This is a genomic window from Cryobacterium sp. MP_M3 (genome assembly GCF_015752155.1).
Classification (GTDB): domain Bacteria; phylum Actinomycetota; class Actinomycetes; order Actinomycetales; family Microbacteriaceae; genus Cryobacterium.
This window is the reverse complement of the sequence record NZ_JADOVI010000006.1, coordinates 25,301-50,292: the sequence shown is the minus strand read 5'-3', so window position 1 is coordinate 50,292 and position 24,992 is coordinate 25,301. Positions and strand designations below refer to the sequence as shown.

The 24,992-nt window shown below is 68.5% G+C and carries 25 protein-coding genes; 19 read left to right on the top strand and 6 right to left on the bottom strand.

The window, feature by feature from the left end:
• Window positions 1–86: 86 nt before the first annotated feature.
• Window positions 87–1,067: a DNA polymerase III subunit delta gene (gene holA, locus IWX89_RS08775; protein WP_196903324.1), complete on the top strand. Its 981-nt coding sequence runs from the start codon at window positions 87–89 to the stop codon at window positions 1,065–1,067.
• A gap of 136 nt (window positions 1,068–1,203) precedes the next feature.
• On the opposite strand, the gene rpsT is transcribed toward holA, so the two are convergent.
• Both rpsT and IWX89_RS08765 read right to left on the bottom strand, forming a co-directional pair.
• Window positions 1,204–1,467, bottom strand: coding sequence for a 30S ribosomal protein S20 (rpsT, locus tag IWX89_RS08770; protein ID WP_134508407.1), 264 nt, complete (start codon window positions 1,465–1,467; stop codon window positions 1,204–1,206).
• A gap of 118 nt (window positions 1,468–1,585) precedes the next feature.
• Window positions 1,586–2,332: an alpha/beta fold hydrolase gene (locus tag IWX89_RS08765; RefSeq protein WP_196903179.1), complete on the bottom strand. Its 747-nt coding sequence runs from the start codon at window positions 2,330–2,332 to the stop codon at window positions 1,586–1,588.
• Between the two features lie 311 nt (window positions 2,333–2,643).
• Between IWX89_RS08765 and lepA the strand changes: the two genes are divergently transcribed.
• The 3 genes from lepA to hemW are packed head-to-tail and all read left to right on the top strand — an operon-like array spanning window position 2,644 to window position 6,380.
• Complete coding sequence (gene lepA / locus IWX89_RS08760) at window positions 2,644–4,497, top strand: translation elongation factor 4 (protein ID WP_134508630.1); 1,854 nt, start codon at window positions 2,644–2,646, stop codon at window positions 4,495–4,497.
• A 4-nt stretch (window positions 4,498–4,501) separates the two neighbouring features.
• Complete coding sequence (locus IWX89_RS08755; RefSeq protein WP_196903178.1) at window positions 4,502–5,149, top strand: DUF1990 family protein; 648 nt, start codon at window positions 4,502–4,504, stop codon at window positions 5,147–5,149.
• Between the two features lie 4 nt (window positions 5,150–5,153).
• Window positions 5,154–6,380: a radical SAM family heme chaperone HemW gene (gene hemW / locus IWX89_RS08750; RefSeq protein ID WP_196903177.1), complete on the top strand. Its 1,227-nt coding sequence runs from the start codon at window positions 5,154–5,156 to the stop codon at window positions 6,378–6,380.
• 52 nt (window positions 6,381–6,432) lie between these two features.
• Here hemW and IWX89_RS08745 read toward each other — a convergent pair whose 3' ends face one another.
• Window positions 6,433–6,804: a DUF4870 domain-containing protein gene (locus IWX89_RS08745; RefSeq protein ID WP_231383070.1), complete on the bottom strand. Its 372-nt coding sequence runs from the start codon at window positions 6,802–6,804 to the stop codon at window positions 6,433–6,435.
• Between the two features lie 43 nt (window positions 6,805–6,847).
• Entirely contained in the window at window positions 6,848–7,300 is a 453-nt protein-coding gene (locus IWX89_RS08740) for a DUF4870 domain-containing protein (protein WP_196903176.1), read from the bottom strand.
• Window positions 7,301–7,469: 169 nt separating this feature from the next.
• On the opposite strand from IWX89_RS08740, the gene hrcA reads away from it, so the two are divergent.
• The 11 genes from hrcA (at window position 7,470) to leuA (ending at window position 20,571) form a co-directional block, all read left to right on the top strand.
• The gene (hrcA, locus tag IWX89_RS08735; RefSeq protein ID WP_196903175.1) at window positions 7,470–8,495 is read left to right on the top strand and encodes a heat-inducible transcriptional repressor HrcA; all 1,026 of its coding nucleotides are present in this window, start codon (window positions 7,470–7,472) and stop codon (window positions 8,493–8,495) included.
• Between the two features lie 79 nt (window positions 8,496–8,574).
• Complete coding sequence (dnaJ, locus tag IWX89_RS08730; RefSeq protein ID WP_196903174.1) at window positions 8,575–9,684, top strand: molecular chaperone DnaJ; 1,110 nt, start codon at window positions 8,575–8,577, stop codon at window positions 9,682–9,684.
• A 5-nt stretch (window positions 9,685–9,689) separates the two neighbouring features.
• Window positions 9,690–10,430 (top strand): 16S rRNA (uracil(1498)-N(3))-methyltransferase, encoded by a 741-nt coding sequence (locus IWX89_RS08725; RefSeq protein ID WP_196903173.1) that lies wholly within the window; start codon window positions 9,690–9,692, stop codon window positions 10,428–10,430.
• 19 nt (window positions 10,431–10,449) lie between these two features.
• Window positions 10,450–10,842, top strand: coding sequence for an HIT domain-containing protein (locus IWX89_RS08720; protein ID WP_196903172.1), 393 nt, complete (start codon window positions 10,450–10,452; stop codon window positions 10,840–10,842).
• Window positions 10,843–10,912: 70 nt separating this feature from the next.
• Window positions 10,913–11,926, top strand: a complete 1,014-nt coding sequence (locus IWX89_RS08715) for a PhoH family protein (protein ID WP_196903322.1) — start codon at window positions 10,913–10,915, stop codon at window positions 11,924–11,926.
• The gene (gene ybeY / locus IWX89_RS08710; protein ID WP_134508644.1) at window positions 11,923–12,390 is read left to right on the top strand and encodes an rRNA maturation RNase YbeY; all 468 of its coding nucleotides are present in this window, start codon (window positions 11,923–11,925) and stop codon (window positions 12,388–12,390) included. Before IWX89_RS08715 ends, ybeY begins: the two co-directional genes overlap by 4 nt.
• Complete coding sequence (locus IWX89_RS08705; protein ID WP_196903171.1) at window positions 12,387–13,715, top strand: hemolysin family protein; 1,329 nt, start codon at window positions 12,387–12,389, stop codon at window positions 13,713–13,715. Before ybeY ends, IWX89_RS08705 begins: the two co-directional genes overlap by 4 nt.
• Entirely contained in the window at window positions 13,699–14,601 is a 903-nt protein-coding gene (era, locus tag IWX89_RS08700; protein ID WP_196903170.1) for a GTPase Era, read from the top strand. The genes IWX89_RS08705 and era overlap by 17 nt, the downstream gene beginning before the upstream one ends.
• 201 nt (window positions 14,602–14,802) lie before the next feature.
• Window positions 14,803–16,065 (top strand): esterase family protein, encoded by a 1,263-nt coding sequence (locus tag IWX89_RS08695; RefSeq protein WP_196903169.1) that lies wholly within the window; start codon window positions 14,803–14,805, stop codon window positions 16,063–16,065.
• Window positions 16,062–18,617 carry a DUF2156 domain-containing protein gene (locus tag IWX89_RS08690; protein WP_307836474.1) on the top strand — a complete coding sequence of 852 codons (2,556 nt, stop codon included), beginning with the start codon at window positions 16,062–16,064 and terminating at the stop codon, window positions 18,615–18,617. The genes IWX89_RS08695 and IWX89_RS08690 overlap by 4 nt, the downstream gene beginning before the upstream one ends.
• A 181-nt stretch (window positions 18,618–18,798) precedes the next feature.
• Window positions 18,799–20,571: a 2-isopropylmalate synthase gene (gene leuA, locus IWX89_RS08685; RefSeq protein ID WP_196903168.1), complete on the top strand. Its 1,773-nt coding sequence runs from the start codon at window positions 18,799–18,801 to the stop codon at window positions 20,569–20,571.
• A 129-nt stretch (window positions 20,572–20,700) separates the two neighbouring features.
• Here the strand turns inward: leuA and IWX89_RS08680 are convergent, their stop codons facing one another.
• Window positions 20,701–21,354, bottom strand: coding sequence for a hypothetical protein (locus IWX89_RS08680; RefSeq protein ID WP_196903167.1), 654 nt, complete (start codon window positions 21,352–21,354; stop codon window positions 20,701–20,703).
• Between the two features lie 210 nt (window positions 21,355–21,564).
• Entirely contained in the window at window positions 21,565–22,266 is a 702-nt protein-coding gene (locus IWX89_RS08675) for a trimeric intracellular cation channel family protein (protein WP_196903166.1), read from the bottom strand.
• A gap of 75 nt (window positions 22,267–22,341) precedes the next feature.
• On the opposite strand from IWX89_RS08675, the gene recO reads away from it, so the two are divergent.
• The 4 genes from recO (at window position 22,342) to IWX89_RS18790 (ending at window position 24,955) form a co-directional block, all read left to right on the top strand.
• Window positions 22,342–23,064 carry a DNA repair protein RecO gene (gene recO / locus IWX89_RS08670; protein ID WP_196903165.1) on the top strand — a complete coding sequence of 241 codons (723 nt, stop codon included), beginning with the start codon at window positions 22,342–22,344 and terminating at the stop codon, window positions 23,062–23,064.
• On the top strand, window positions 23,061–23,879 hold the full coding sequence (locus IWX89_RS08665; RefSeq protein WP_196903164.1) for an isoprenyl transferase: 819 nt from the start codon (window positions 23,061–23,063) through the stop codon (window positions 23,877–23,879). Before recO ends, IWX89_RS08665 begins: the two co-directional genes overlap by 4 nt.
• A 288-nt stretch (window positions 23,880–24,167) precedes the next feature.
• Window positions 24,168–24,827: a DsbA family protein gene (locus IWX89_RS08660; protein ID WP_196903163.1), complete on the top strand. Its 660-nt coding sequence runs from the start codon at window positions 24,168–24,170 to the stop codon at window positions 24,825–24,827.
• The gene (locus IWX89_RS18790) at window positions 24,824–24,955 is read left to right on the top strand and encodes a hypothetical protein (RefSeq protein ID WP_255548542.1); all 132 of its coding nucleotides are present in this window, start codon (window positions 24,824–24,826) and stop codon (window positions 24,953–24,955) included. Before IWX89_RS08660 ends, IWX89_RS18790 begins: the two co-directional genes overlap by 4 nt.
• The last annotated feature ends 37 nt before the right edge of the window (window positions 24,956–24,992 follow it).

The following is a 24,992-nucleotide window of genomic DNA, read 5'->3' as shown; positions in this document are numbered from 1 at the left end:
CCGCATCCTCTGTTCGGGCCGCAACGGGCCGATCAACTCCGAGCAAGTCCGCATCGAGCAAGGCCGCATCGAGCAAGTCGGTCGCCATTCCGCAGCTGTCGTGGCACCAGGTGCGTCCTGCCCCGGTCGTTCTGGTCTCCGGCACCGAGGTGTTCCTCGCGGAGCGGGCCATTCGTCAGTTGCGGGACTTCCTGAAACTCGAAGACCCGAGTCTCGAGATCAGCGATATACAGGCCGACAGCTATGCGCCGGGGGAGTTGCTCACCATGGCCAGCCCCTCGTTGTTCGGTGAGCCTCGGCTGATCCGGGTGAGCTCGGTCGAGAAATGCAGCGATACCTTCCTCATCGAGGCTCTCGCGTACCTCGAGAACCCGGCGGAGGACACCTACGTCGTGTTGCGACATGGTGGCGGGGTGCGCGGCAAGAAGCTGCTCGACACGATCCGCTCCGGAGTCGGCGGCGCCGTCGAGGTCGTCTGTGCCGAGCTCAAAAAGGACTCCGACCGGCACGACTTCGCATCGGCGGAATTCAAGGCGGCCGGCAAGCGGGTCACGCCGAGTGCCCTTCGATCTCTTGTGGCGGCCTTCTCCGGCGACCTCGCCGAGCTGTCCGCGGCCTGCCAGCAGCTGATCGCCGATTCGGCGTCCGAGGTGACCGAGACGACGGTCGACCGGTACTACGGCGGACGCGTCGAGGCGAACGCGTTCAAGGTTGCCGACTCCGCGATCGCGGGGCGCCATGGTGAGGCCCTGGTCATCCTCCGACACGCGCTGTCCTCGGGCGCCGACCCTGTTCCCGTCGTCGCGGCCTTCGCCATGAAGATCCGCACGATGGCGAAGCTCTATGGTGTGCGCGGCGGCTCCGGGCAGCTCGCGTCGCAGTTCGGGCTCGCGCCCTGGCAGGTCGAACGGGCCCAGCGTGACCTGACCGGCTGGTCGGACGAGGGCCTGGCCCGGTGCATGGTGATGCTCGCCAAGACGGATGCCGCGGTCAAGGGTGCCGGGCGCGACCCGGTCTTCGCCCTGGAACGCCTCGTCGGCGTGATCGCCCGCCGCGGCCAGGACTGAACATCCGCCTGCGGCTGGAGGTCTGGTTCGACCCCGGCGTCCCGGCACATAGAAGAAAGCCCCCGCCATAAGGCGAGGGCTTTCCTTCACACCGGTTCAGTTCCGAACATCGGCCTCAAACCAGGTCTGGTGGTGACTAGACGAGTGCGCCGACCGACTTCGCGATGGCCGACTTCTTGTTTGCCGCCTGGTTCTTGTGGATGACGCCCTTGCTGACGGCCTTGTCAAGCTTCTTCGAAGCAATGGCGAGACTGGCAACGGCCTTGTCCTTGTCACCGGCGGTGACGGCGAGGCGCGTCGCACGGATAGCGCGCTTGAACTCGCTCTTCACCGACTTGTTGCGCTCCTGGGCCTTCTTGTTGGTGCCAATTCGCTTGATCTGCGACTTGATATTTGCCACGTTTATACGCTTTCGTTAGGTTCTTGTTCGGATGGGCCGCTTGGCGGTAGAGGGCGCCGTACGGCAATGATCGTGTGGGGTGGGACCCAACACGCAAGCCAACAGGAAACGATACCAGTTATTCGACCGGGTCGACAATCGGCCGCGGGCGGTCGGCGGCGACCTCGTCGAGGATGCCTCGCAGCACCTCAGCGAACCGCTCAGGCTGGGCGAGGCTGACCAGGTGCGAGGCCCGCGGCACGATCACGAGGCGACCGTTCCGGCTCGCGCCGAGAAAGCGGCGCTCGTGCAGCCTGAACTGGTCGAAAGCGCCGTTGACCAGCCAGATCGGGCCCGGATACCGGGACAGGGCCTCCAGCGGACGGAGCGTTCCGGTGGCGCCCAGCCCGGCGTCCATCACATTCAGTGGAACCCCGCCGGCGAGCGTGTCCGAAGCTCCCTGTGGCGGCAACAGCACTCGCACCAGGGTGGTGTGGAGCCAGAGTCCCTGATCGGGCAGCAGTCGGATCAGCCGGGCCAGGCCCCGGTAGGCGTCGAGTGGCCACCCGGACGGGATTGCACAGCAGCCTGCGGCCATGAGCCCGGCCACCCGCTCGGGGTTCCGAGCGGCGTACTCGATGGCGTAGTAGCCGCCGAGCGAGAGCCCGACCAGCACCACCGGGGCGCCCAGCGCGACGACCCCCTCGTCGATGGCAGCCAGTGCGCCCTCGACGGTGAATCGCTCTTCGATTCGTGAACCGTGGCCGGGCAGATCGACCGCCAGCGCGGGATGCCCGTCCTCGCCCAAGATCGCGAGCTGCCGCCGCCACATGGTGGCCGAGGTTCGGATCCCGTGCACGAAGAGAACGGGTGTGGTCGATGTCATGGGTACCCTCCTGCCTGGGCAATGCTCGGGCTTGTGGCAGTTCTCTGCTGACGGTGTGTCGGGGTTGACGGCGATTCGGTGCCGATTCAATGCAGAGATTCTGCTCGTCATCCGTCTGCTCGACCAGCGGCTTCTGGTCGCGGTCGTGGGTCGTGCAGGTCGCAGTCGGCACGGAGGGGTTGGCGTCGCGCCCGTTTGCGCAGCGCGCGACCGCGCCCGCGGTCGCGGTCTGCCGCATCAGGAGCGGCCTCAAGACCGGCATCGGCCCGGCGAAACCGGCGGCCAGCCAGCTATGGGAGAATTGCCAGACCATGTCACCGAGACCCCTCACTGCGCTTGAACCGGCCGCAACACCTCCCGAGTTCATCCGTAACTTCTGCATCATTGCCCACATCGACCACGGAAAGTCGACGCTGGCCGACCGGATGCTGCAGATCACCGGGGTCGTCGATGACCGGGCCATGCGCGCCCAGTACCTGGACCGGATGGATATCGAGCGCGAGCGCGGCATCACCATCAAGAGCCAGGCCGTGCGCATGCCGTGGGAACTCGACGGGCAGACCTACGCTCTGAACATGATCGACACCCCCGGCCACGTGGACTTCACCTACGAGGTCTCCCGCAGCCTGGCAGCCTGCGAGGGCGCCATCCTCCTCGTCGACGCCGCACAGGGCATCGAAGCCCAGACGCTCGCCAACCTCTACCTGGCGCTCGAGAACGATCTCACGATCATCCCCGTGCTCAACAAGATCGACCTCCCGGCAGCCGACCCCGACAAGTACGCGAAGGAGCTCGCCAGCCTGATCGGCGGCAGCCCCGACGACGTGCTCCGCGTTTCCGGCAAGACCGGCGTCGGCGTCGCCGAACTGCTCGACCGGGCGACCCGGTTGATCCCGGCCCCCGTCGGCGACCCGGCCGCCCCCGCCCGTGCCATGATCTTCGACTCGGTCTACGACAGCTACCGCGGCGTCGTCACCTACGTGCGCATGATCGACGGCAAGCTGAACCCGCGCGAGAAGATCCAGATGATGTCCACCCGGGCAACCCACGAGATCCTCGAGATCGGCGTGACGAGCCCGGAACCCACCGTGAGCAAGGGGCTCGGCGTCGGCGAGGTCGGCTACCTGATCACCGGGGTCAAGGACGTGCGCCAGTCCAAGGTCGGCGACACCGTCACCACCGCCCTGCGCCCCGCCACCGTGGCCCTGCCCGGCTACACCGAGCCCAAGCCGATGGTGTTCTCCGGCCTGTACCCGATCGACGGCAGCGACTACCCGGCCCTGCGCGAGGCCCTCGACAAGCTCAAGCTGTCGGATGCCTCCCTCGTCTACGAACCGGAGACATCCGTCGCCCTCGGCTTCGGGTTCCGCTGCGGCTTCCTCGGTCTGCTGCACCTGGAGATCATCACCGAACGCCTCGACCGCGAGTTCGGGCTCGACCTGATCACCACCGCGCCCAGCGTGATCTACGAGGTCACCACCGACGACAAGAAGACCGTCACCGTCACCAACCCGAGCGAGTTCCCCAACGGCAAGATCGCCAAGGTCGAGGAGCCCATCGTCAAGGCCGCAATCCTCGCGCCCAAGGACTACGTCGGCGTGATCATGGAGCTCTGCCAGAGCCGGCGCGGCACCCTGCTCGGCATGGACTACCTCGGCGAGGACCGGGTCGAAATCCGCTACACGATGCCGCTCGGCGAGATCGTCTTCGACTTCTTCGACAACCTCAAGAGCCGCACCGCCGGTTACGGGTCGCTCGACTACGAGCCCATCGGCTCGCAGGAGGCCGACCTGGTCAAGGTCGACATCCTGCTCCAGGGCGAGCAGGTCGACGCGTTCAGCGCGATCGTTCACCGTGACAAGGCCTACGACTACGGCGTGCTGATGACGGGCAGGCTGCGCAAGCTCATCCCGCGCCAGCAGTTCGACGTGCCGATCCAGGCCGCCATCGGCGCCCGCATCATCGCCCGCGAGTCGATCAGTGCCATCCGCAAGGACGTCCTGGCCAAGTGCTACGGCGGCGACATCTCCCGTAAACGCAAGCTGCTGGAGAAGCAGAAAGAGGGCAAGAAGCGCATGAAGATGGTCGGCCGGGTCGAGGTTCCCCAGGAGGCCTTCATCGCCGCGCTCTCCGGCGACGAGCCGCCCAAGAAAGAGAAGAAGTAACCGGATGCGACGCGCCACCTTCACCGACACGGCCGTGAGCTACGCGGCCATCGGCGGCACCCTCGCCCCCGACCTGCTCCGCTACCCGCCGAAGGGCTACCGGCCGATCGAGCGCACGGTGCGCCTCGGCAGCGGCGAGGAGCGCTTCCAGCTGGCGTCCAAGTCGCTGATGACCTGGGGCGTGCAGCGGGGGAGCGGGATGACCGTCACCGACCTGCTGAGCAGCACCGGGGAGCAGTACACCGGGCTCGTCTTCAACGCCGACGGCCAGGCCGCCCGGGACCAGAAGAGCGCGGCGAACGAGGCGACGTTCGGCGACGACGGCACCCCGTACATCGTCAACGGCATGTCGGCGCACCTGACCGTCACGGCCGGGCCGTTCACCATCGACGCCCCCGTGCGGGTGGTCTACGTGATCGACGAGCCCGACCGGGTCGGCTTCGCCTACGGCACCATGGTCGGGCATCCCGCCAGCGGCGAGGAGTCGTTCATCGTCGACAAGCGCGACGACGACTCCGTCTGGCTGACCATCCGGGCGTTCTCCCGGCCGAGCACCTGGCGCTACCGGCTCGGCTGGCCCGTGGTTCGGCTGCAGCAGGCGAAGTTCACGAAACGCTACCTGCGCGCCCTGCACCCGATCGGCGCGGCCTAACCCGATGGGCAGCGCCCTTCCCCTCGGCGACCCCGCACCCCGCGACGGCCTGCTGCCCGGCTCGGCGGCGGCCGGCGCTGCCGAACGCGACTTCGGCGTCTACCTGCACGTGCCCTTCTGCCGGGTTCGCTGCGGTTACTGCGACTTCAACACCTACACGGCCACCGAACTTCGCGGGGCGTCCCAGCACGACTACGCCGGCCAGGCGATCAGCGAGGTCGAGGCGGCCGGGCGCATCCTCGACGCCTCAGGGGTGCCCGCCCGCGAGGCGGCCACCGTCTTCTTCGGCGGCGGCACGCCCACCCTGTTGCCGGCCGACGACCTGATCCGGATGCTGGACTCCGTGCGCAGCACCTGGGGTCTCGCAGCCGGCGCCGAGGTCACCACCGAGGCGAACCCCGACTCCGTCGACGCGGCCTACCTCGTCCGGCTGGCCGCCGCCGGGTTCACCCGGGTGTCGTTCGGTATGCAGTCGGCCGTTCCGCGCGTGCTGGCCACCCTCGAGCGCACGCACGACCCGGAGAAGGTGCCGCTCGTCGTGCAGTGGGCCCGTGACGCCGGGCTCGACGTGAGCGTCGACCTGATCTACGGCACGCCGGGGGAGTCGCTCGACGACTGGCGGGCCAGCCTCGAGCAGGCCATCGGCCTGGCGCCGACCCACATCAGCGCCTACTCGCTGATCGTCGAGGAGGGCACCAAGCTCGCGAGGCAGATCAAGCGCGGCGAGCTCGTTCCGGTCGACGAGGACCAGCAGGCCGAATTCTACGAACTCGCCGACGAGCTGCTCGCCGACGCCGGCTACGGCTGGTACGAGGTCAGCAACTGGGCGACGGATGAGGCCCACCGGTCCCGGCACAACCTCGCCTACTGGACCAGCCAGGACTGGTGGGGCGTCGGACCCGGCGCCCACAGCCACGTCGGCGGGGTGCGCTGGTGGAACGTCAAGCATCCGTCCGCGTACGCCGACCGGATCCTCGCCGGGGATTCCCCGGCGGCCGGCCGGGAGACCCTCGACGCCGCCACCCGGGAGGTCGAGCGCGTGCTGCTGCTCACCCGGATCCGGGAAGGCATCCCGATCGCATCGCTGTCCGTGCCGGGCCGACACGAGGTCGCCGGGCTGATCGCGGATGGGCTCATCGACGCGAAAGCCGCCCTGTCCGGGTCGATTGAGCTGACCCGGAGAGGACGGTTGCTCGCGGATGCGGTCGTGCGCCGGTTGCTGACCGACTGAGCCTGATTTCGACGGGCTCAATCACCGGTGTTCGGCCTGTGGAGACCCCGACCTAGCTGATGAACTTGATGGTGAGCGGGTACGTGTAGTACTCGCCCTTGTTGGCGGCCAGGGCCGCCATGATCCCGAAAACGATCGTGAGGATCCACGCGGCGAACAGAATCAGGAAGCCGACCAGGACCAGGGTCAGGATTCCACCGACGACATAAGCGATGAGAAGCGTGATCTGGAAGTTCAGTGCCGTCGCGGTGTGCGCACGGATGAACGGCCCGCGGTCCTTGAGCACCAGGTAGCCGATCAGCGCCGGCAGGAAGCCGAACAGGATTCCACCGATGTGGATCAGGGTGGCCCAGAGTTTCTCGTCGGACGGATTCATGGGGGTCGGCGCCTGGTAAGGGCTGGCCGGTGGGGGCATGGCGGACATTCGAACTCCTTCTATCAGTGACGGTCGACGGGCGTCGGCTGGACTACTTGATCAGGCGGAGGGCGAACGGGTACTGGTAGTGCTGACCGTCCTTTGCCTTCAGGAAGCCCATGATCGAGAAGATCACTCCGACGACCCACAGCACCCACGCTAGTCCTGCGAGGACTCCGCCGATGCCGAACGTGACCATGGCGATGAAGGTCGCGAGGATGTTGATGGCGACATAACCGATCAGCAGGGTGATCTGGAAGTTCAGTGCCTCCTTCGCCTCCACCGCCGTGAACCGGCCGCGGTCCTTGAACACGAGCCAGATGATCAGCGACGGCAGGAAACCGAGCACTCCGCCGAGGTGGGCGAAGGACGCCCACTGGCGGTCATCGACGTCGGAGAGCGGTGCCGCGGCCACCGGGGTGGAGGCTGCCGGCTGGTACGGAGCTTGCGGGGGCCGCTGGCCCAGGTTCGGGTCTTCGGGGGTGTGGCCGGTGGAATCGCTCATGATCGTGCCTTTCAGCGCGCAGGGGGAGGTGCATTACATGCCTAAGCTACTGCGCCTATTCCTCACGGGGCAATGGGACGCGCCCAGCGGCTGGCGGTATGATTGGCAGTCAAACACCCCGAGTGCCAGCCGAGTCCGGCGCTCGCGACCGACTGAGGAGGCGATTCGCATGGTGTCAGATCGCAGTCTCGAAGTTCTACGCGTGATCGTGCAGGACTATGTCGCGTCGAGGGAGCCCGTCGGGTCCAAGTCCATCGTCGACCGCCACTCTTTCGGGGTCTCCGCGGCCACCATCCGCAATGACATGGCCATCCTCGAGGAAGAGGAGCTGATCGCAGCCCCGCACACCTCGTCCGGCCGGATCCCCACCGACAAGGGCTACCGGGTGTTCGTCGACCACCTCGCCGACCTGCGTCCCCTCTCTGCAGCGCAGCGCCAGGCCATCGAGACGTTCCTCGGCCAGTCCGCCGACCTCGACGAGGTGCTGTCCCGCAGCGTGCGGCTCCTGTCCCAGCTCACCCACCAGGTCGCGCTCGTGCAATACCCGTCGCTGTCCCGGGCCAGGGTGCGGCACATCGAACTCGTGCCGCTTTCCGACACCCGGCTCCTCTCAGTCCTCATCACCGACGCGGGCCGGGTCGAGCAACGCGTGATCGAGTTGCCTCGCCCGCTAGAAGAACCGGTCCTCGTCGACCTCCGGGCCCGGCTCAACGCGGCGGTCATCGGACTGAGCATGACCGAGGCCGCGGCGGCGCTGGTCGCGACCGACCTCGCCGGTGCCTCCGGCCCCGCGCCGCAACAGGAGGCCGTCGACCTGATCAGGGACACCCTGCGGGATCAGATCGGCGCCAACCGGCAGGACCGGCTCGTGATGGCCGGGGCGGCGAACCTGGTCAGGACCGAGGAGGACTTCACCGGGAGCATCTACCCGGTGCTGGAGGCCATCGAGGAGCAGGTCGTGCTGCTGCGCCTCTTCGGCGAGATGGCCACCGACCAGCACGGCGTGTCGGTGAGCATCGGCCGCGAAAACGCGCCGTTCGGCCTGGCCGAGACCTCCGTGCTCACCAGCGGGTATTCCTCGCAGGGCGGGGACCTCGCCCGGCTGGGCGTACTCGGCCCGACCCGGATGGACTACTCGAACAACATGGCCGCCGTGCGCGCCGTCGCCCGCTACCTGTCCCGCCTCCTCGAATAAGCCCCAGATCGAATAAGCCCAGACTCCATACCGAACACACCCACAGATCGAAACCCGAACAGACCTAGGAGAGCCAGCTTTGGCTGACCATTACGAAGTACTCGGTGTCGCCCGCGACGCCACGACCGATGAAATCAAGAAGGCCTACCGGCGCCTCGCCCGGCAGCTGCACCCCGACGTGAACCCCGGTGCGGATGCCTCGGAGCGGTTCAAGTCGGTGACCCACGCCTACGACGTGCTCAGCGACGCGAAACAGCGCGACAACTACGACCGCGGTGGCAACGGCCGCTCCGGCGGAGGGTTCGACGCGGGCAACTTCGGCAACTTCGGCGACATCTTCGAGACCTTCTTCGGCGGGGGCGGCACCAGCCGCGGCCCCAAGTCCCGCCGCGACCGCGGCCAGGACGCGCTGATCCGGGTCGAACTCGACCTCGACGAGATCATCTTCGGCACCCACCGCGACCTCGAAGTCGACACGGCTGTCCTCTGCGCGAGCTGCAGCGGCACCTGCTGCCAGCCGGGAACCTCGCCGGTCACCTGTGACATCTGTCACGGCACCGGCAGCATCCAGCGTGCCGTGCGTTCGCTGCTCGGCAACGTGATGACCTCCAGCCCCTGCGGCTCCTGCCGCGGCTATGGCACCATCATCGCCACCCCGTGCGTCACCTGCCAGGGCCAGGGGCGCGTGCGCGCCCGTCGCACCGTACCGGTCGACATCCCGGCCGGCGTCGACACCGGCCTGCGCCTGCAGATGCCCGGCAGCGGCGAGGCCGGTCCGGCCGGCGGCCCGAACGGTGACCTGTACCTCGAGATGAAGGTGCGCCACCACGACGTCTTCAGCCGCGACGGCGACGACCTGCTCGCCACCCTCGAGGTGCCGATGACGGACGCGATCCTCGGCACCACCGCCACCGTCAAGGCCCTCGACGGCGACATCGAGGTGGAGGTGCGGGCCGGCGTGCAGAGCGCGGAGGTCATCACCATCAAGGAACGCGGCGTCACCCGGCTGCGCGGCAACGGCCGCGGCGACCTCAAGATCGGCGTTCACGTCGCCACCCCCACGAAGCTCGACCACAAGGAGCGGGAGCTGATCGAAGCCTTCGCCGCCCGGCACAAGTCCCCGGCGCCCACGCTCAGCGCGGTGCAGCAGGGACTCTTCTCGAAGCTTCGCGACCGGTTCCGCGGCTAGAACCCGTGGCGCATTTCTTCATCGACGATTCCCTGCGCGCCGGCTCCGCCGTGCCGGGCACCGTCCTCTCTATCGACGGCGCCGAGGCGAGGCACGCCGTCACGGTGAGCCGGGTCAAGCCGGGCGAGCGGCTGCGGATCGGGAACGGCGCCGGCCTGATGCTCGACGTCACCGTGACGGGCGCCGACGCGGGCCGGCTCACCTTCCGGGTGGATGAGGCCGCCGTGGTCGAACCCGGCACGCCGCGGATCCTGCTCGTGCAGGCCCTGGCCAAGGGCGACCGCGACGAGATGGCCGTGCAGGCCGCCACCGAACTCGGCATCGACGGCGTCGTCCCGTGGGCCGCGTCCCGGTCGGTCACCCGCTGGGAAGGACCCAAGGTCGCGAAGGGCCAGGCTCGCTGGTCGAGCATCGTCCGGGAGGCATCCAAACAGTCGATCAGGGCGTGGCTGCCGGAGGTGGCCGGGCTGACGAGCACCAGGCAGCTGGCCGCCCTGGCGGGAAGCACCCGGATGCTGCTGCTCGAGCCGACCGCGGAGCTCCGGCTCACCGAAATCGCCGCCCCCACCGATGACCGGGACATCCTGCTCGTCGTCGGGCCCGAGGGCGGCATCTCGACGGCCGAACTGGACCAGCTCGAACAGGCCGGTGCCACCCGGGTGCGGCTGGGCGAGACCGTGCTGCGCACCTCGACCGCCGGACCGGCGGCCCTCGCCATCCTCAACGCAACCCTCGGCCGCTGGTAGCGCCGCTTAAGATAGAACTATGACTTCCACCGGCCAGGAACCGTCCATCTTCAGCCGCATCGCCGCGCGCGAAATCCCGGCGACCATCGTCGCCGAAACAGACCGGATCATCGCCTTCGAGGACATCGCCCCGCAGGCACCGGTGCACGTGGTGATCACGACCCGCACCCAGCAGTATCGCAACGTGGTCGAGCTCGCGGCCGGGGATCCCGGGCTGCTGGCGGAGCTCGTCTCGGTCGCGGCCGGGATCGCGGCCGAGCGCTCGAACGGCCAGTTCCGCCTGGTGTTCAACACGGGCGAGGCCTCCGGGCAAACCGTCTTCCACGTTCACGCCCATCTTCTCGCCCAGCCCGGGCCCGGTTCGCCGGCCGGGGACGACTCGCTCGGGGAGGGGTCCCTTGCGTTCCGCTGACGCCGGCGATGACGCCGAGAACACGCTCGAGAACCAGGTCGAGGAACGGGTGTCGGTCGACGGTATCGCCATGGTCCGCCTGCTCGGCGCCCAGGACCGTCTTCTCAGCACCATCGAACGGGAGCACCCCGGTGTCTCGGTGCACGTGCGCGGCAACGAGATCACCCTCGCCGGGCAGGCCGGCCCGGTCGAGGCTGCCCGCCGGCTGATCGATGAGCTGCTGCTGATGATCCGCGGCGGGCGCGACCTGGCCGAAGCCGAGGTGACCTCGTCGTCGCGGATGCTCGGCGCCGACAGTTCGACCAGCCCGTCCGAACGTCTGGGCCCGGCCATCCTCTCCTCCCGGGGCAAGAGCATCCGGGCCAAGACGCTCGGCCAGAAGGAGTACGTCGACGCCATCGACACGGCGACGATCGTGTTCGGGATCGGCCCGGCCGGCACCGGCAAGACCTACCTGGCGATGGCCAAGGCGGTCCAGGCGCTGCAGCGCAAGGAAGTCGACCGGATCATCCTGACCAGGCCGGCCGTCGAGGCCGGGGAACGCCTCGGCTTCCTCCCCGGCAGCCTGACCGAGAAGATCGACCCGTACCTGCGGCCGCTCTACGACGCCCTGAACGAGATGATGGACCCGGAACTGGTGCCCAAGCTCCTCGCCTCCGGCACGATCGAGGTGGCGCCGCTCGCCTACATGCGCGGGCGCACCCTCAACTCCTCGTTCGTCGTGCTCGACGAGGCGCAGAACACCACGCCCGAACAGATGAAGATGTTCCTGACCCGCCTCGGGTTCGGCTCCAAGATGGTCGTCACCGGCGACATCACCCAGATCGACCTGCCCGTCGGGTCGAGCGGGCTCCGGCTCGTCACCCGCGTGCTCGACCAGGTCGACGACATCCGTTTCGTGCGGCTGACCAGTGCCGACGTCGTGCGTCATTCCCTCGTCGGCCGGATCGTCGACGCCTGGACCGAGTACGACGCCCAGAAGCAGGCCCAGCGCTACGAGAGCGAGCAGGCCCACGAATTCGCCAAGCGCGGACCCCGCTCCGGCACCCCACGCGACCGCCTTCCGAAACGGAGCACCTCTTGAGCATCGAAATCAACAACGAATCCACCATCCCGGTCGACGAGGCCGTCATCCTCCGGCTGGCCGCCTACGCCCTCGACTCGATGCACGTGCACCCGGATGCCGAGCTCGCGATCGTTCTCGTCGATGAGGGCGCCATGGAGCAGCTGCACGTGCAGTGGATGGACGAACCGGGTCCCACCGACGTGCTCAGCTTCCCGATGGACGAGCTCCGCCCGGGCACCGAAGACGAGGAGACTCCGCCCGGCCTGCTCGGCGACATCGTGCTCTGCCCGCAGGTGGCCCAGGCCCAGGCCGAGACGGCCGGGCACAGCACCCTCGAGGAACTCCTGCTCCTCACCACCCACGGCGTGCTGCACCTGCTGGGGTTCGACCACGCCGAACCGGCCGAGGAGAAGGAGATGTTCGGCATCCAGCGTGACATCCTGATCGGCTTCGCCCTGCAGGAACGCCTCCGCAACCGATGATCATCGGGTGGTTTCTCACCGCAGCCGTCTTCCTGGTGGCCTTCGGCGGCCTGATGGCCGCAGTCGACTCCGCCATCACCGCGCAGTCCCGCGCCGACATCGCCGACCTGGCCGAGACGTCCCGGGCCAAACGGTCCCTGGCCGCGATCGCCGCCGACACTGGCGCGCACCTGAATGCGATCAGTTTCATGCGGATCATCGCCGAGACCACCGCGGCGGTGCTCGTGACACTGGTATTCGCGACCACGATCGACCAGCTCTGGCTGGCACTGGTGCTGTCCGCCGCGCTGATGACGGCCGTCTCGTTCGTGCTGGTCGGCGCGAGCCCGCGCAGCGTCGGCCGCGCCCACCCGAAGCAGCTCCTGGCCGGCACGGCGCCGCTGGTGCATTTCCTCCGGGTGCTCCTCGGTCCGATCGCCAACGCCCTCGTCGCGCTCGGCAACCGGGTCACCCCGGGCCGCACCCGGCTCGCCACGTTCACCTCGGAGGACCAGCTGCTCAGCATGGTCGATGAGGCAACCGAACTGGACGTGCTGGAGGAGGAGGACCGGGAACTCATCCACTCCATCTTCGAGTTCAACCAGACCGTCGTGCGCGAGGTGATGATCCCCCGCACCGACATGGTCACCATCGAGGCCGACGCGTCGATCGGCGCCGCCATGGGCCTGTTCCTGAGCAAGGGCATCTCCCGGGTGCCGGTGATCGACGGCGAGGTCGACGACGTCACGGGCATCCTCTACCTGCGCGACGTCGCCCGGCTGGTCTACGAACGGCCGCCGAATGTGGAGACCCTGACCGTCGCCGAGCTCGAACGCCCGGCCGTGTTCGTGCCGGAGTCCAAGAAGGCGGACGACCTGCTGCGCCAGATGCAGCTCGAGTCGAACCACCTCGCAATGGTGGTCGACGAGTATGGTGGGATCGCCGGGCTGGTCACGCTCGAGGACCTGATCGAGGAACTCGTCGGGGACATCTCGGACGAATACGACCGGGACATCGTCGAGGTCGAAGACCTCGGCCACGGACGCTTCCGGGTGAGCGCCCGGCTGCCGGTCGACGAACTCGGCGAGTTGTTCGACCTGGAGCTGGACGACGACGAGGTCGATTCGGTCGGTGGGCTGCTGGCCAAGGCACTCGGCCGGCTGCCGGTGGCCGGTTCGGTCGCCCGCACCAGCGGGCTGGTCCTCACCGCGGAACGCACCGAGGGCCGCCGCAAACGAATCAGCACTGTGCTGGTGGAACGAGACGAAGCGCTGATTGACGCGCAGACCGCATTCCTCGGAGTGTCGGACGACGAGGGAGAGAACGGTCATGACGACAGAAAATGAATTCCGCGCGGGATTCGTGTCCTTCGTGGGGCGCCCGAACGTGGGCAAGTCCACCCTGACCAATGCGCTGGTGGGCGAGAAGGTCGCGATCACGTCGTCGAAGCCGCAGACGACCCGCCGTGCGATCCGCGGAATCGTGCACCAGAAGAACGGCCAGCTGATCCTGGTGGACACGCCGGGCATCCACAAGCCGCGCACCCTGCTCGGCGAGCGCCTGAACAGCCTGGTCCAGTCGACCCTGGCCGGCGTCGACGTGGTGGGACTGTGCATCCCCGCGAACGAGCCGATCGGCCCGGGGGACCGGTTCATCAACGAGCAGCTCGACAACTTCCCGCGGGCACGCAAGGTCGCCATCGTGACCAAGATCGACGCGTCGTCGAAGACCAGCGTCGCCAACCAGCTGCTCGCGGTCTCAGAACTGCGCGACTGGGAGGCGATCGTGCCGATCTCGGCGACCAGCCGCATCCAGCTCGACATCCTCACCGCGGAACTGCTCCGGCTGCTGCCGCATTCGGACGCCCCGCTCTACCCAGCCGACGCGGTCACCGACGAGAGCCTGGAATCGCGCATCTCGGAATTCATCCGCGAGGCCGCGCTCGAGGGTGTCACCGACGAACTCCCGCACTCGATCGCCGTGACCATCGACGACATCATCGAGCGCGACGACCAGGAACTGGTCGAGGTCTACGCCAACCTCTTCGTCGAACGCGACAGCCAGAAAGGCATCATCATCGGCAAGTCGGGCAGCCGGCTGAAGGATGTCGGCATGCGTGCCCGCAAGCAGATCGAACCGCTCGTGGGCAAACGGGTCTTCCTCTCGCTCCGGGTGAAGGTCGCCAAGGAATGGCAGCGCGACCCGAAACAGCTCGGACGCCTCGGCTTCTAGGCGTTCCCATGTCCCAGCCGGCCGGGCCTGATCCCCGCCGGCGTCGCGCGCCACGCCCTCCGAACCGCGTGAGCTTCGGCCTATGCGCCTGCAGTGAGTTTGCTGTGGCCTGGCCGACCCGAGTCTGAGGCCTCGCTCAGAACCGGGCATTTCGCGTGCGGCGGGGCCGTCCCGGTGTGAGAGTGGGCACGGAGGAATCGAATGAATGCGCTGCTGGACACCAGCCTCGTCGGAGGTCCCTTCCTGATCGGGCTGTACGCCCTCGCCGCCCTGTGCGCCGCCGGGCTGCTGCTGCGACGTCTGCGCGTGCGCACCGCCGCCCTGACCCTGATCCTCGTTTTGGCCGGCGCCCTTGTCGGCTGGGTCCTGGTCTGGCTGGTGAGCGACATCTGGGACCTCTTCGGCGTCTCCATGTCCACGCCCACCCGGCTCTGGACGGCCGGCCTGGTCGGCGCCCTCGTGCTCGCCGTCACCAACCTGTTCGGTGCCCGGCCCCGGCGCCGGGTGCTCGCCGTCGTCGCGATTCCGCTCTTCCTGCTCACCGCCGCCGCTGGGATCAATGCGGAATTCGGCCAGTTCAACACCGTGCGCGCCGCCCTCGGCATCCCGCTCTACGGGGCGCTCACGGATGCCCTCTCCGGCCCGGTCCCGCCCATCACCGACACCAGGGGCACCGTCGGCACCGTGACGATCCCGGCGACCGTGTCGGGTTTCGCGGCCAGGCCCGCCATGGTCTACCTCCCGGCGGCGGCGCGGAGCGCCAACCCCCCGGTGCTGCCGGTCATCGAGATGCTCTCCGGGCAGCCGGGGAGCCCGTCCGACCTGTTCACGGCCGGCCGGCTGGCCGGCATCCTCGACGCCTGGGCGGCCACCCACCACGGCCTGGCGCCGATCGTGGTCGTCCCCGACCAGCTCGGCGCCCCCGACCGGAATCCGATGTGCGTCGATTCGAAGCTGGGCAACTCGGCCAGCTACCTCACCATGGACGTGCCGGCCTGGATCCGCGGCCACTACCGGGTCGCGGCGGCGCCGGACGGCTGGGCCATCGGCGGGTTCTCCCAGGGCGGCACCTGCTCGATCCAGCTCGGCGCCGCCCATCCAGAGCTCTACGGCACTGTTCTCGACATCTCCGGGGAACTGGCACCCAAGGCAGGCAACCCGCAACAGACCGTGCAGGCAGGATTCGCGGGCAGCGCGGCCGCCTACGCCGCCGCAGCACCCAGTGCCATCCTGGCCGCACACGCGCCCTACCAGGCCCTCCACATCATCTTCGCGGTCGGCGGCGACGACACCAGGTACATCGCCTGGACCAACACCCTCAAGGCGGCGGCCGAACGGGCCGGGGCGACCACCGACCTGCTCGTCTCCCCGGGCACGGCCCACGACTGGCACACGGTCGTCTACGCCCTGACCCGGGCGCTGCCCCTGCTGGCCGCGCACACCGAGTTGACGGTGAACCCGTGACCGCGCAGCAGTCCGCGACGTCACCGCGCCGGGCGGCACCTCGCTGGGACGCCCTGGGCCGGGCAGCCCGGCGCCAGGCGGCGCGTCAACCGGTCTCCCTGGCCTACGCGCTCCTCCTCCTGGCGCTGGCCATCGCCACCGGCCCGCTCCACGGCCCCTCCCGGCAGGTGCGGCTGCTGCTGGGAACGGGCTACGAATCCGTCGTCGAGACGGGCCACTGGTGGACGCCGCTCACGTCCGTCTTCCTCGTCGACAACGGCGCCGAGCTGCTGCTCACCCTGGCCGGCGCGGTCATCCTGCTCGGCTATGCCGAACGATTGATGGGAAGCGGCCGCACCATCATCGTCTTCGCCGGGACGGCCGTGCTGGGCGCCGCCGGCGGCATCCTGCTCCAGGACGCCGGAGTCGCCGGCGGCGAACTCTGGTCCCGCGGGGTGAGCGAGCTCTTCGCGCTGGACCCGTTCACTCCGATCTTCGGCACCATCATGGCCGCAAGCTGTTACGCCGGCCCCCTCTGGCGACGACGCATCCGGGTGCTCACGATCTCCGCGTCCCTGGTCCTCTTGCTCTACTCCGGTCAGCCCTCCGACGTCTACCGGTTGATCGCCGCCCTCGTCGGCCTCGGCATCGGGGCACTGTTCCGACCCAGCCGGATCGACTTCACCTGGCGGCGCAGCTCGCACCACGAGACCCGCACCCTGCTCGCCGCGGTCGCCGGCGTGCTCGCCGTCGGCCCGCTCATCACCATCTTCTCCGGCGCCCGGTTCGGCCTGCTCGCCCCGCTCGGCCTCCTGCTCACCCAGGACGTGCCCGCCGCCACCGACGTCGTCGACCGGTGCCTGCTCGGCAACATCACCCGGCAGTGCGTGCACGAGCTCACCCTCGAACGCGTAGGCGGCGCCGGCCCGGTGCTGGTCAGCCTGCTGCCGCTGCTCACCCTCCTCGTCGCCGCGTTCGGCCTGGCGCGCGGCCGTCGCTTCGCGGCGTGGCTCGCGATCGTCGTCAACGCCGGGATGGCGGTGCTCGGGGCCTGGTACTACGGTCTGCTGCCGGTCTCCGGCCAGCCGTACGTGTGGCGCTGGCACTCCGCCCACTACTGGGAGATCGCCCTGGTACTGGTGGTGTCGGTGCTCGTCCCCCTCGCCACGGCGATCGTGCTGGCCGCCAATCTCCGCCGGTTCCCGGTGCGGGGCAGGCCGGGGCGCCGCCGCCGGTTCGCCCTGACGGTGGTGCTCAGCTTCGTCGGGCTGGCCTCGCTCTACGTCGGCGGCGGCTGGCTGCTGCGCGACAGCTTCCGGCCCAGGGTCACTCTGATCGACCTGGTCACGGATGTCCCCGAGCGCTTCATCCCGGTCGGCTTCCTCCGGCTGGAGCGGCTGTCCTTCCTCCCGACCGACTGGATCTCGGCCGCCCTGTACCAATGGGTCGGCCCCGTGTTCTGGATCATCGTCATCGTCGGCGCCATCCTCAGCCTGCGCAGCGGCACCGCGGGCGTGGGCCGGGACGACCAGACCCGGTTGCGGGAGATCCTCACCCGCGGCGGTGGCGGCTCCCTGGCGTTCATGGCGACCTGGGAGGGCAATTCGATCTGGTTCAACCGAGCCGGTGACGTCGCCATCGCCTACCGGGTGGTCAACGGCGTCGCGATCACGACGACGGAACCGATCGGCCGGGCGGAGCGGGGAGCACAGGCGATCTCCGACTTCGCCACCATGTGCGACGATCACGGCTGGATCCCGGTCTTCTACAGCCTGCACGGCAGCTGGCAGGCGACGTTCAGCCGGATGGGCTGGCAATCGATGGGCATCGGAGAGGAGACTGTGCTGCGCCCCCGCAGCTGGGACCCGACGGGCAAGAAGTGGCAGGACATCCGTTCGTCGATCAACCGGGCCGACCGGGCCGGAGTGCGAGCGGTCTGGACGGACCACAAGGCCCTCGGCATGCTCCAGTCCCTGCAGATCACCGAGATCTCCGAACTGTGGGTGCAGGAGAAGGAACTCCCTGAACTCGGCTTCACCCTCGGCGGACTCGACGAGCTGCGGGACCCGGCCGTGCGCCTCATGCTCGCCGTCGACGCGGACGAGCGGGTGCACGCCGTGACCAGCTGGATGCCCAGCTACCGCGACGGAATCGTCGTCGGCTGGACCCTCGACTTCATGCGCCGCCGGCCGGACAGCATGAACGGGGTGATGGAGTTCCTGATCGCCCGCACCATGGCGATGATGAGCGAACAGCCGGAGATCGAATTCCTCAGCCTGTCCGCCGCCCCACTCGCCCAGACCGGTGCGCAGCCGGGTGCACAGGCAGGCCAGGAGCGCGCCGGCAGCCTGGCGGCGCGGATGCTGGACTTCCTCGGCCGCAGTCTCGAACCCGTCTACGGCTTCCGATCCCTGCTGGCCTTCAAACGCAAATTCCAGCCCGAATTCCAGCCCCTGTTCATGGCGTACCCCGACCCGGTGGCGCTGCCCGCCATCGGGATCGCGCTTGCCCGCGCCTACCTGCCGACGCTGTCGATGCGGGAGGCGCTGGTCTTCGTTCGCGGCCTCGGCTAGCGGGCCGGTGCGCCCGCATCCGTTGCCGAAACGCAATCGATACCGGGGCGAAACGATGCTAAGTTAAAAATGTGTTTCCCGGTGTGCTCCTCCTTAGCTGCCGCGACGAGTCCTACTGAGGCCTCCCTCGTCGCGGAGTTTGTCGTTGGCTGACCACCAATTCGCGAGGAGATGAAGGATCATGAAGAACAACCAGACTGCGTCGGCGATGCCGATCCACAAGTACCGTCCCTACCACGAGCAGTTCCGGGTTGACCTGCCCGACCGCACCTGGCCGACGAAGCACATCAGCCAGGCACCGCGCTGGTGCGCCGTCGACCTGCGCGACGGCAACCAGGCCCTGCTCGACCCGATGAGCCCCGAGCGCAAGCGGATCATGTTCGACATGCTCGTGCGCATGGGCTACAAAGAGATCGAGGTCGGCTTCCCGTCCGCGAGCCAGACCGACTTCGACTTCGTGCGCAGCCTGATCGAGCAGAACGCCATCCCCGACGACGTGACCATCCAGGTGCTCACCCAGGCCCGCGAACACCTGATCCGCCGCACCTACGAATCGATTGCCGGCGCCAAGCAGGCGATCGTGCACCTGTACAACTCCACCAGCGTGCTGCAGCGCGAAGTGGTCTTCCGGGAAGACAAGCAGGGCATCATCGACATCGCCCTGTTCGGGGCGCGCACCTGCCGCGAGATGGAGAAGACCGTCCCTGGCACCACCGTTTACTACGAGTACTCCCCGGAGAGCTACACCGGCACCGAACTCGAGTTCGCCGTCGACGTGTGCAACCAGGTGATCGAGATCCTCGAACCGACGCCCGAGCGCAAGGTCATCATCAACCTGCCGGCCACGGTGGAAATGACCACCCCCAACGTGTATGCCGACTCGATCGAGTGGATGGGCCGTCACCTCGCCCACCGCGAGAACGTGCTCATCTCCCTGCACCCGCACAACGACAGGGGAACGGCCATCGCGGCCGCCGAACTGGGCTACCTGGCCGGCGCCGACCGCATCGAAGGCTGCCTCTTCGGCAACGGCGAGCGCACCGGCAACGTCGACCTGGTCGCCCTCGGGGTGAACCTGTTCACCCAGGGCATCGACCCGCAGATCGACTTCAGCAACATCGACGAGATCAAGCGCACCGCCGAGTACTGCAACCAGCTGCCCGTGCCCGAGCGCAGCCCCTGGGCAGGCGACCTCGTCTTCACCGCGTTCAGCGGGTCGCATCAGGACGCCATCAAGAAGGGCTTCGAGGCCATGGCCGCGGATGCCGCGGAGCGAGGCTGCTCCGTCGACGACCTGCCCTGGGCGGTTCCCTACCTGCCGATCGACCCGAAGGACCTCGGCCGCAGCTACGAGGCCGTGATCCGGGTCAACTCGCAGTCCGGCAAGGGCGGAGTGGCCTACCTGCTCAAGACCGACCACGCGCTCGACCTGCCGCGCAAGCTGCAGATCGAGTTCTCCGGGGTCGTCCAGTCCAAGACCGACGCCGAGGGCGGTGAGGTCACCAGCGAGCAGATCTGGGAGATCTTCAACGACGAGTACCTGCCGGCGAGCCACACCACGCCCGACGCCAAGTGGGGGCGCTTTGAACTGCACGCCACCCGCACGTCGAGCGACCTGTCCGGCACGGTCGAGCTCTCGGTCGACCTGCGCGACGACACCACTGTGGCCAGCGCCGTCGGCTCGGGTAACGGCCCGATCGCGGCGTTCCTCGGCGTGATGGCCGAACGTGGAATCGCGATCACGCTGTACGACTACGTCGAGCACGCCATGTCGGCCGGCGGGGACGCCCTCGCGGCCGCCTACGTCGAACTCGACGTGAACGGCAAGCGGTTCTGGGGCGTGGGCATCGATGCCGACATCTCGACCGCCTCGCTGAAGTCGGTCGTCTCGGCGGTCAACCGCGGCATCCGAGCCGAGGCCGGCAAGCGCAGCCTCGCCGACGCATCCGTCTGATTGGGTGCACAACGCCTGGCTGCACAACGCACGCTGGCTGCACGACGCATGCCATAACGAATCCGCCGGGAGCCGCCCCTCGTGGGCGACTCCCGGCGGATACCGTTCGGTCAGACTGTTCCGGGCCGCTCAGCCGCGGGCGTCGACCGACTCGCGCAGCCGTGGCCGCGCCGCTTCCATTGGAGCCTCCGCCGCTGCTACCGGTCGTTCCGGCGCCTTCCTGGCCGCCGACGTCCGGCTGAGCACGCCGACGCAGTCGTCGATCGATCCGGCGAGCAGGTCGTACAACCGTGCGTCGGGGTCGGGCGTGCACGCCTCGGCGATGCCCTGAACGGCCACCCGGATGATGGTCTCGGCGGTGCGATCGGTGAACTTCGAGCGGGACCAGGACCCCATCGAGGCGATGAAATCCCGTGCCCAGCGTTCGGCTTCGGGCACTTCGTCGAATGCTTCCCGGATCCGCACGGCGAGGCCCTCAGGCAGTTCGCCGGTGTCACCGGCCAGGTGCCGTTCGCAGTTCAGGATCCCGACCGCGAGCGCGTGCTGGTGTTCGGCGCTGGTCACGGACAGCGCCGACGTCGCGGCGCGGACGGCGATCAGCAGGCGCACCCGGGGATCGTCGCCGCGGAGGCCGATCACCGACGGGATGAGCGGAACCAGTCGAGCCCGGGCCGTGTCTGAGGTGCAGTCGTTCACCATCCTGGCCAGGGAGGCCAGCAGCGGGTGGGTGCAGGTGGGGTGGTCGGTCCAGGCTTCGCCGGCGAGGTAGGAGGCGAACTCCATGAAACATGCGCCCGACCGAGGGTTTCTATGCTTCCCTCTGGAAAGCACGGGCATGAGGTCTGGCACCGGCATCGGGCCGGGCGTGTTTCCTTTCAGTAGATTCATGAGCATCCTCCTAGCAAGGTGAATTCTTCTCACTAGTGTCACCCCGCGCGGCGGGAAAGGCGAGAGTGAATTCGCCCTTGTGTGGGGGATTTCACAGGGTTCCGGTCACGCCCCGCGGTTGCGGCGGCGGCGGAAGGCGACGATGTTCTCACTTCGTCGCCACCGCGGCCAGCTGCCGATCGCCCGCTGCTGGGGGAGGCTCCAGCCGTAACGGGCCGCGAGCACGCGGATGACGGTCGTCACCACGACGCAGCTGATCCCGGCGATCGTGATCGGCACCTGGAGCACGAACAGCACCACGAGCAGCCCGCTGCCCACCCCGGCGGCGACCGCGTAGAACGAACCGACGTGCATCACCGCGATCGGCACGTTCAGCATCATGTCCCGGAGCGCCGACCCGCCGACGGCCGTGATCACTCCCACGAACAGGGCGGGGATCTCCGGCAGCCCCTGGGCGAGCGCCTTGCTGGTGCCCAGGGCGCCGAACAGGCCGATCGTGACGGCGTCGAGGGTGATGATGAGCGGGCCGAGCCGGTTGAACAGGCTCTGCAGGAGCATGCCGAGCAGGGCCGCCCCGGCCGACACCGGCAGGTACCAGTTGCTCTGCAGCGCGGCCGGCACGCCGTCGAGCATGATGTCGCGGAGCAGGCCGCCGCCGAGCCCGACGGTGATGCCGATGAACGCGATCCCGAGCAGGTCGAAGCGGCGGTCGGTGAAGCGCCCGGCGAACATGGCGCCCTGGATGGCGCCGATCGCGACGGCCGTGAGGTCGAGCCACAGCGGGATCGTGAAAGAAGTTGTGGGCACACCCAATGAAACCACTGAAACGCGCGCTGCGGCGCGCACGCAGGCATCCGTCGCCGCAAGTGGGACAATCGTGGTGTGCCTGTCTACCGTGATGAAGCCGTCGTGCTGCGCACTCACAAGCTGGGTGAAGCCGACCGCATCGTCACCATGCTCACCCGCAAGCACGGCAAGGTGCGCGCGGTGGCCAAGGGAGTGCGGCGCACCGCGTCGAAGTTCGGGGCGCGGCTCGAGCCGTTCATGGTCGCCGACGTGCAGCTCTACGAGGGCCGCAGCCTCGACATCATCACCCAGGCCGAGTCGATCGGGTCGTACGGGGCGCAGATCACCGCCGACTACCCCAGCTACACCGCGGCCAGCGCCATGGTCGAAACCGCCGATAAGCTGACCGAGGCCGAGGGCTCTCTGCAGCAGTACCTGCTGCTGGTCGGGGCGTTGAGGTCGCTGTCCCGCCAGGAGCACGGCGCCGGTCTCACCCTCGACTCCTACCTGTTGCGCGCCCTGTCGATGGCCGGCTGGGCGCCCAGCTTCCAGGACTGCGCCCGGTGCGGCGCCCCGGGCAGCCATTCCGCCATCGTCGTGCAGGTCGGCGGGATCGTCTGCGACGACTGCGCCGCGCCCGGCTCGCCCAGGCTCGACGCCCAGACGATCGCCCTGCTCAGCTCCCTGCTCACCGGTGACTGGGACCATGCCGAATCAACCCCTGAGAAGACCAGAGCCCAGGCCACCGGGGTGGTCGCCGCGTACACGCAGTGGCACCTCGGCCGCGGCCTCCGATCGTTGGAGCATGTCAGTCGATGACCCCGAATCCGTTCGCGCCCAAACCGTTCACCCACAAGGACGCGATGCCGTTCAAACCCCTGGATTGGACCGGGCTCTACCCGCCGAACCTGCCGCTGAAGGTCGTCCCCGAGCATGTCGCCGTGGTGATGGACGGCAACGGCCGGTGGGCGAATGCCCGCGGACTGCCACGGGTGGAAGGCCACAAGGCGGGGGAGGCTGCGCTGCTCGACGTCGTCGCCGGCGCCATCCAGATCGGTGTCAAGCACCTCAGCGTCTACGCGTTCTCCACCGAGAACTGGAAGCGCTCGCCCGACGAGGTGCGTTTCCTGATGGGGTTCAACCGGGACGTGCTGCACCGCAGGCGTGACCAGCTCAACGAATGGGGGGTGCGCGTGCGGTGGGCCGGGCGGAAGCCCCGGCTCTGGGCATCCGTCATCAACGAGCTGCAGTTCGCCGAACGGCTGACCGCCGGCAACGACGTGCTCACCCTGACCATGTGTGTGAACTACGGCGGGCGCACCGAAATCGCGGATGCTGTGCGCGCCCTGGCCGAGGACGTCGCCGCCGGCCGGTTGAAGCCGTCTGGCATCACCGAGAAGTCGATCCAGCGGCACCTGTACACGGCCGATCTGCCCGACGTCGACCTGTTCGTGCGCAGTTCGGGGGAGCAGCGCACCAGCAACTTCCTGCTCTGGCAGAGCGCCTACGCGGAGATGGTCTTCCTCGACACCCTGTGGCCGGACTTCAGCCGGGTCGACCTGTGGCGGGCGATCGAGCTCTACGCGACCCGGAACCGCCGCTACGGCGGCGCCGTCGACGCCCCCTCCGCCTGACCTGCCCCGTTCGCCCCGCCCCGTTCGCCCTGCCCCGTTCGCCCCGCCCCCTCCCGTTCCGCCCCCTCCGCGCCCGAGTGCGTTCCGAATTCAGGTGAACAACCCCATTCCGGGGCGGCGGCGGGCAGCTGCCGCACTGTTCCGGGCTGCGCACCTGAATTCGGGACAGGATGTGGGGGCCTGGACCGGGGCGGGGCGGGGCCGCGGCCGGGACCGGGTTGGGGGAGGACGGGGGTGAAGGAGATGCCGGGGTGGGAATACTGGGGCGCGCCGCCGGTTGGCTTCAGAGTGAGCGAAACCATCAAAGTAGACATCTGGTCCGACGTGCAGTGCCCCTGGTGCTACATCGGAAAGCGCAAATTCGAGGCCGGTGCGGCCCTCTTCGACGGTGACGTCGAGGTCGAATACCACAGCTTCGAACTGGCGCCCGATACCCCCGTCGACTTCGACGGCAGCCCGGTCGACTACCTCAGCCAGCGGAAGGGCCTGCCCGTGGCGCAGGTCGAGGAGATGCTCGAGCGGGTCACCGGAATCGCCGAGAGCGTCGGCCTGCACTACGACTACGACTCCGTGCACCAGACGAACACCGTCATCTCGCACGAGTTGCTCCACTACGCGAAGGCGCACGGGCGCCAGCTCGAGATGAAGGAACGACTGCTCAAGGCCTACTTCGTCGACGGCCTGCACGTGGGCCGGATCGAAGACCTCGCCGACCTCGCCGCCGAAATCGGCCTCGACCGCGCCGACGTCGTCAGGGCGCTCACCGGGCACGACTACCTGGCCGACGTCAAGGCCGACGTCGCCCAGGCCAACGCCTACGGCATCCAGGGCGTTCCCTTCTTCGTCATCGACGGGAAGTACGGGATCTCCGGAGCCCAGGACCCTGATACCTTTGCGCAGGCTCTCCGCCAGGCCGCCACCGAGAAAACCGAGGAGAAGAACAAATGACCGAACAGACCAGCACCGCCGAGGCGACCACCCCGGTCGGCACCACGGCAGCGGCCCCCGTTCCCACCATCGAACTTCTCGGCGACGCCGGCGGCGGATGCTGCGGCGGCGGCTCCTGCGGCATCTGAACACCCCGCCCGGCGACACCACTTCACGCCGCTTCTG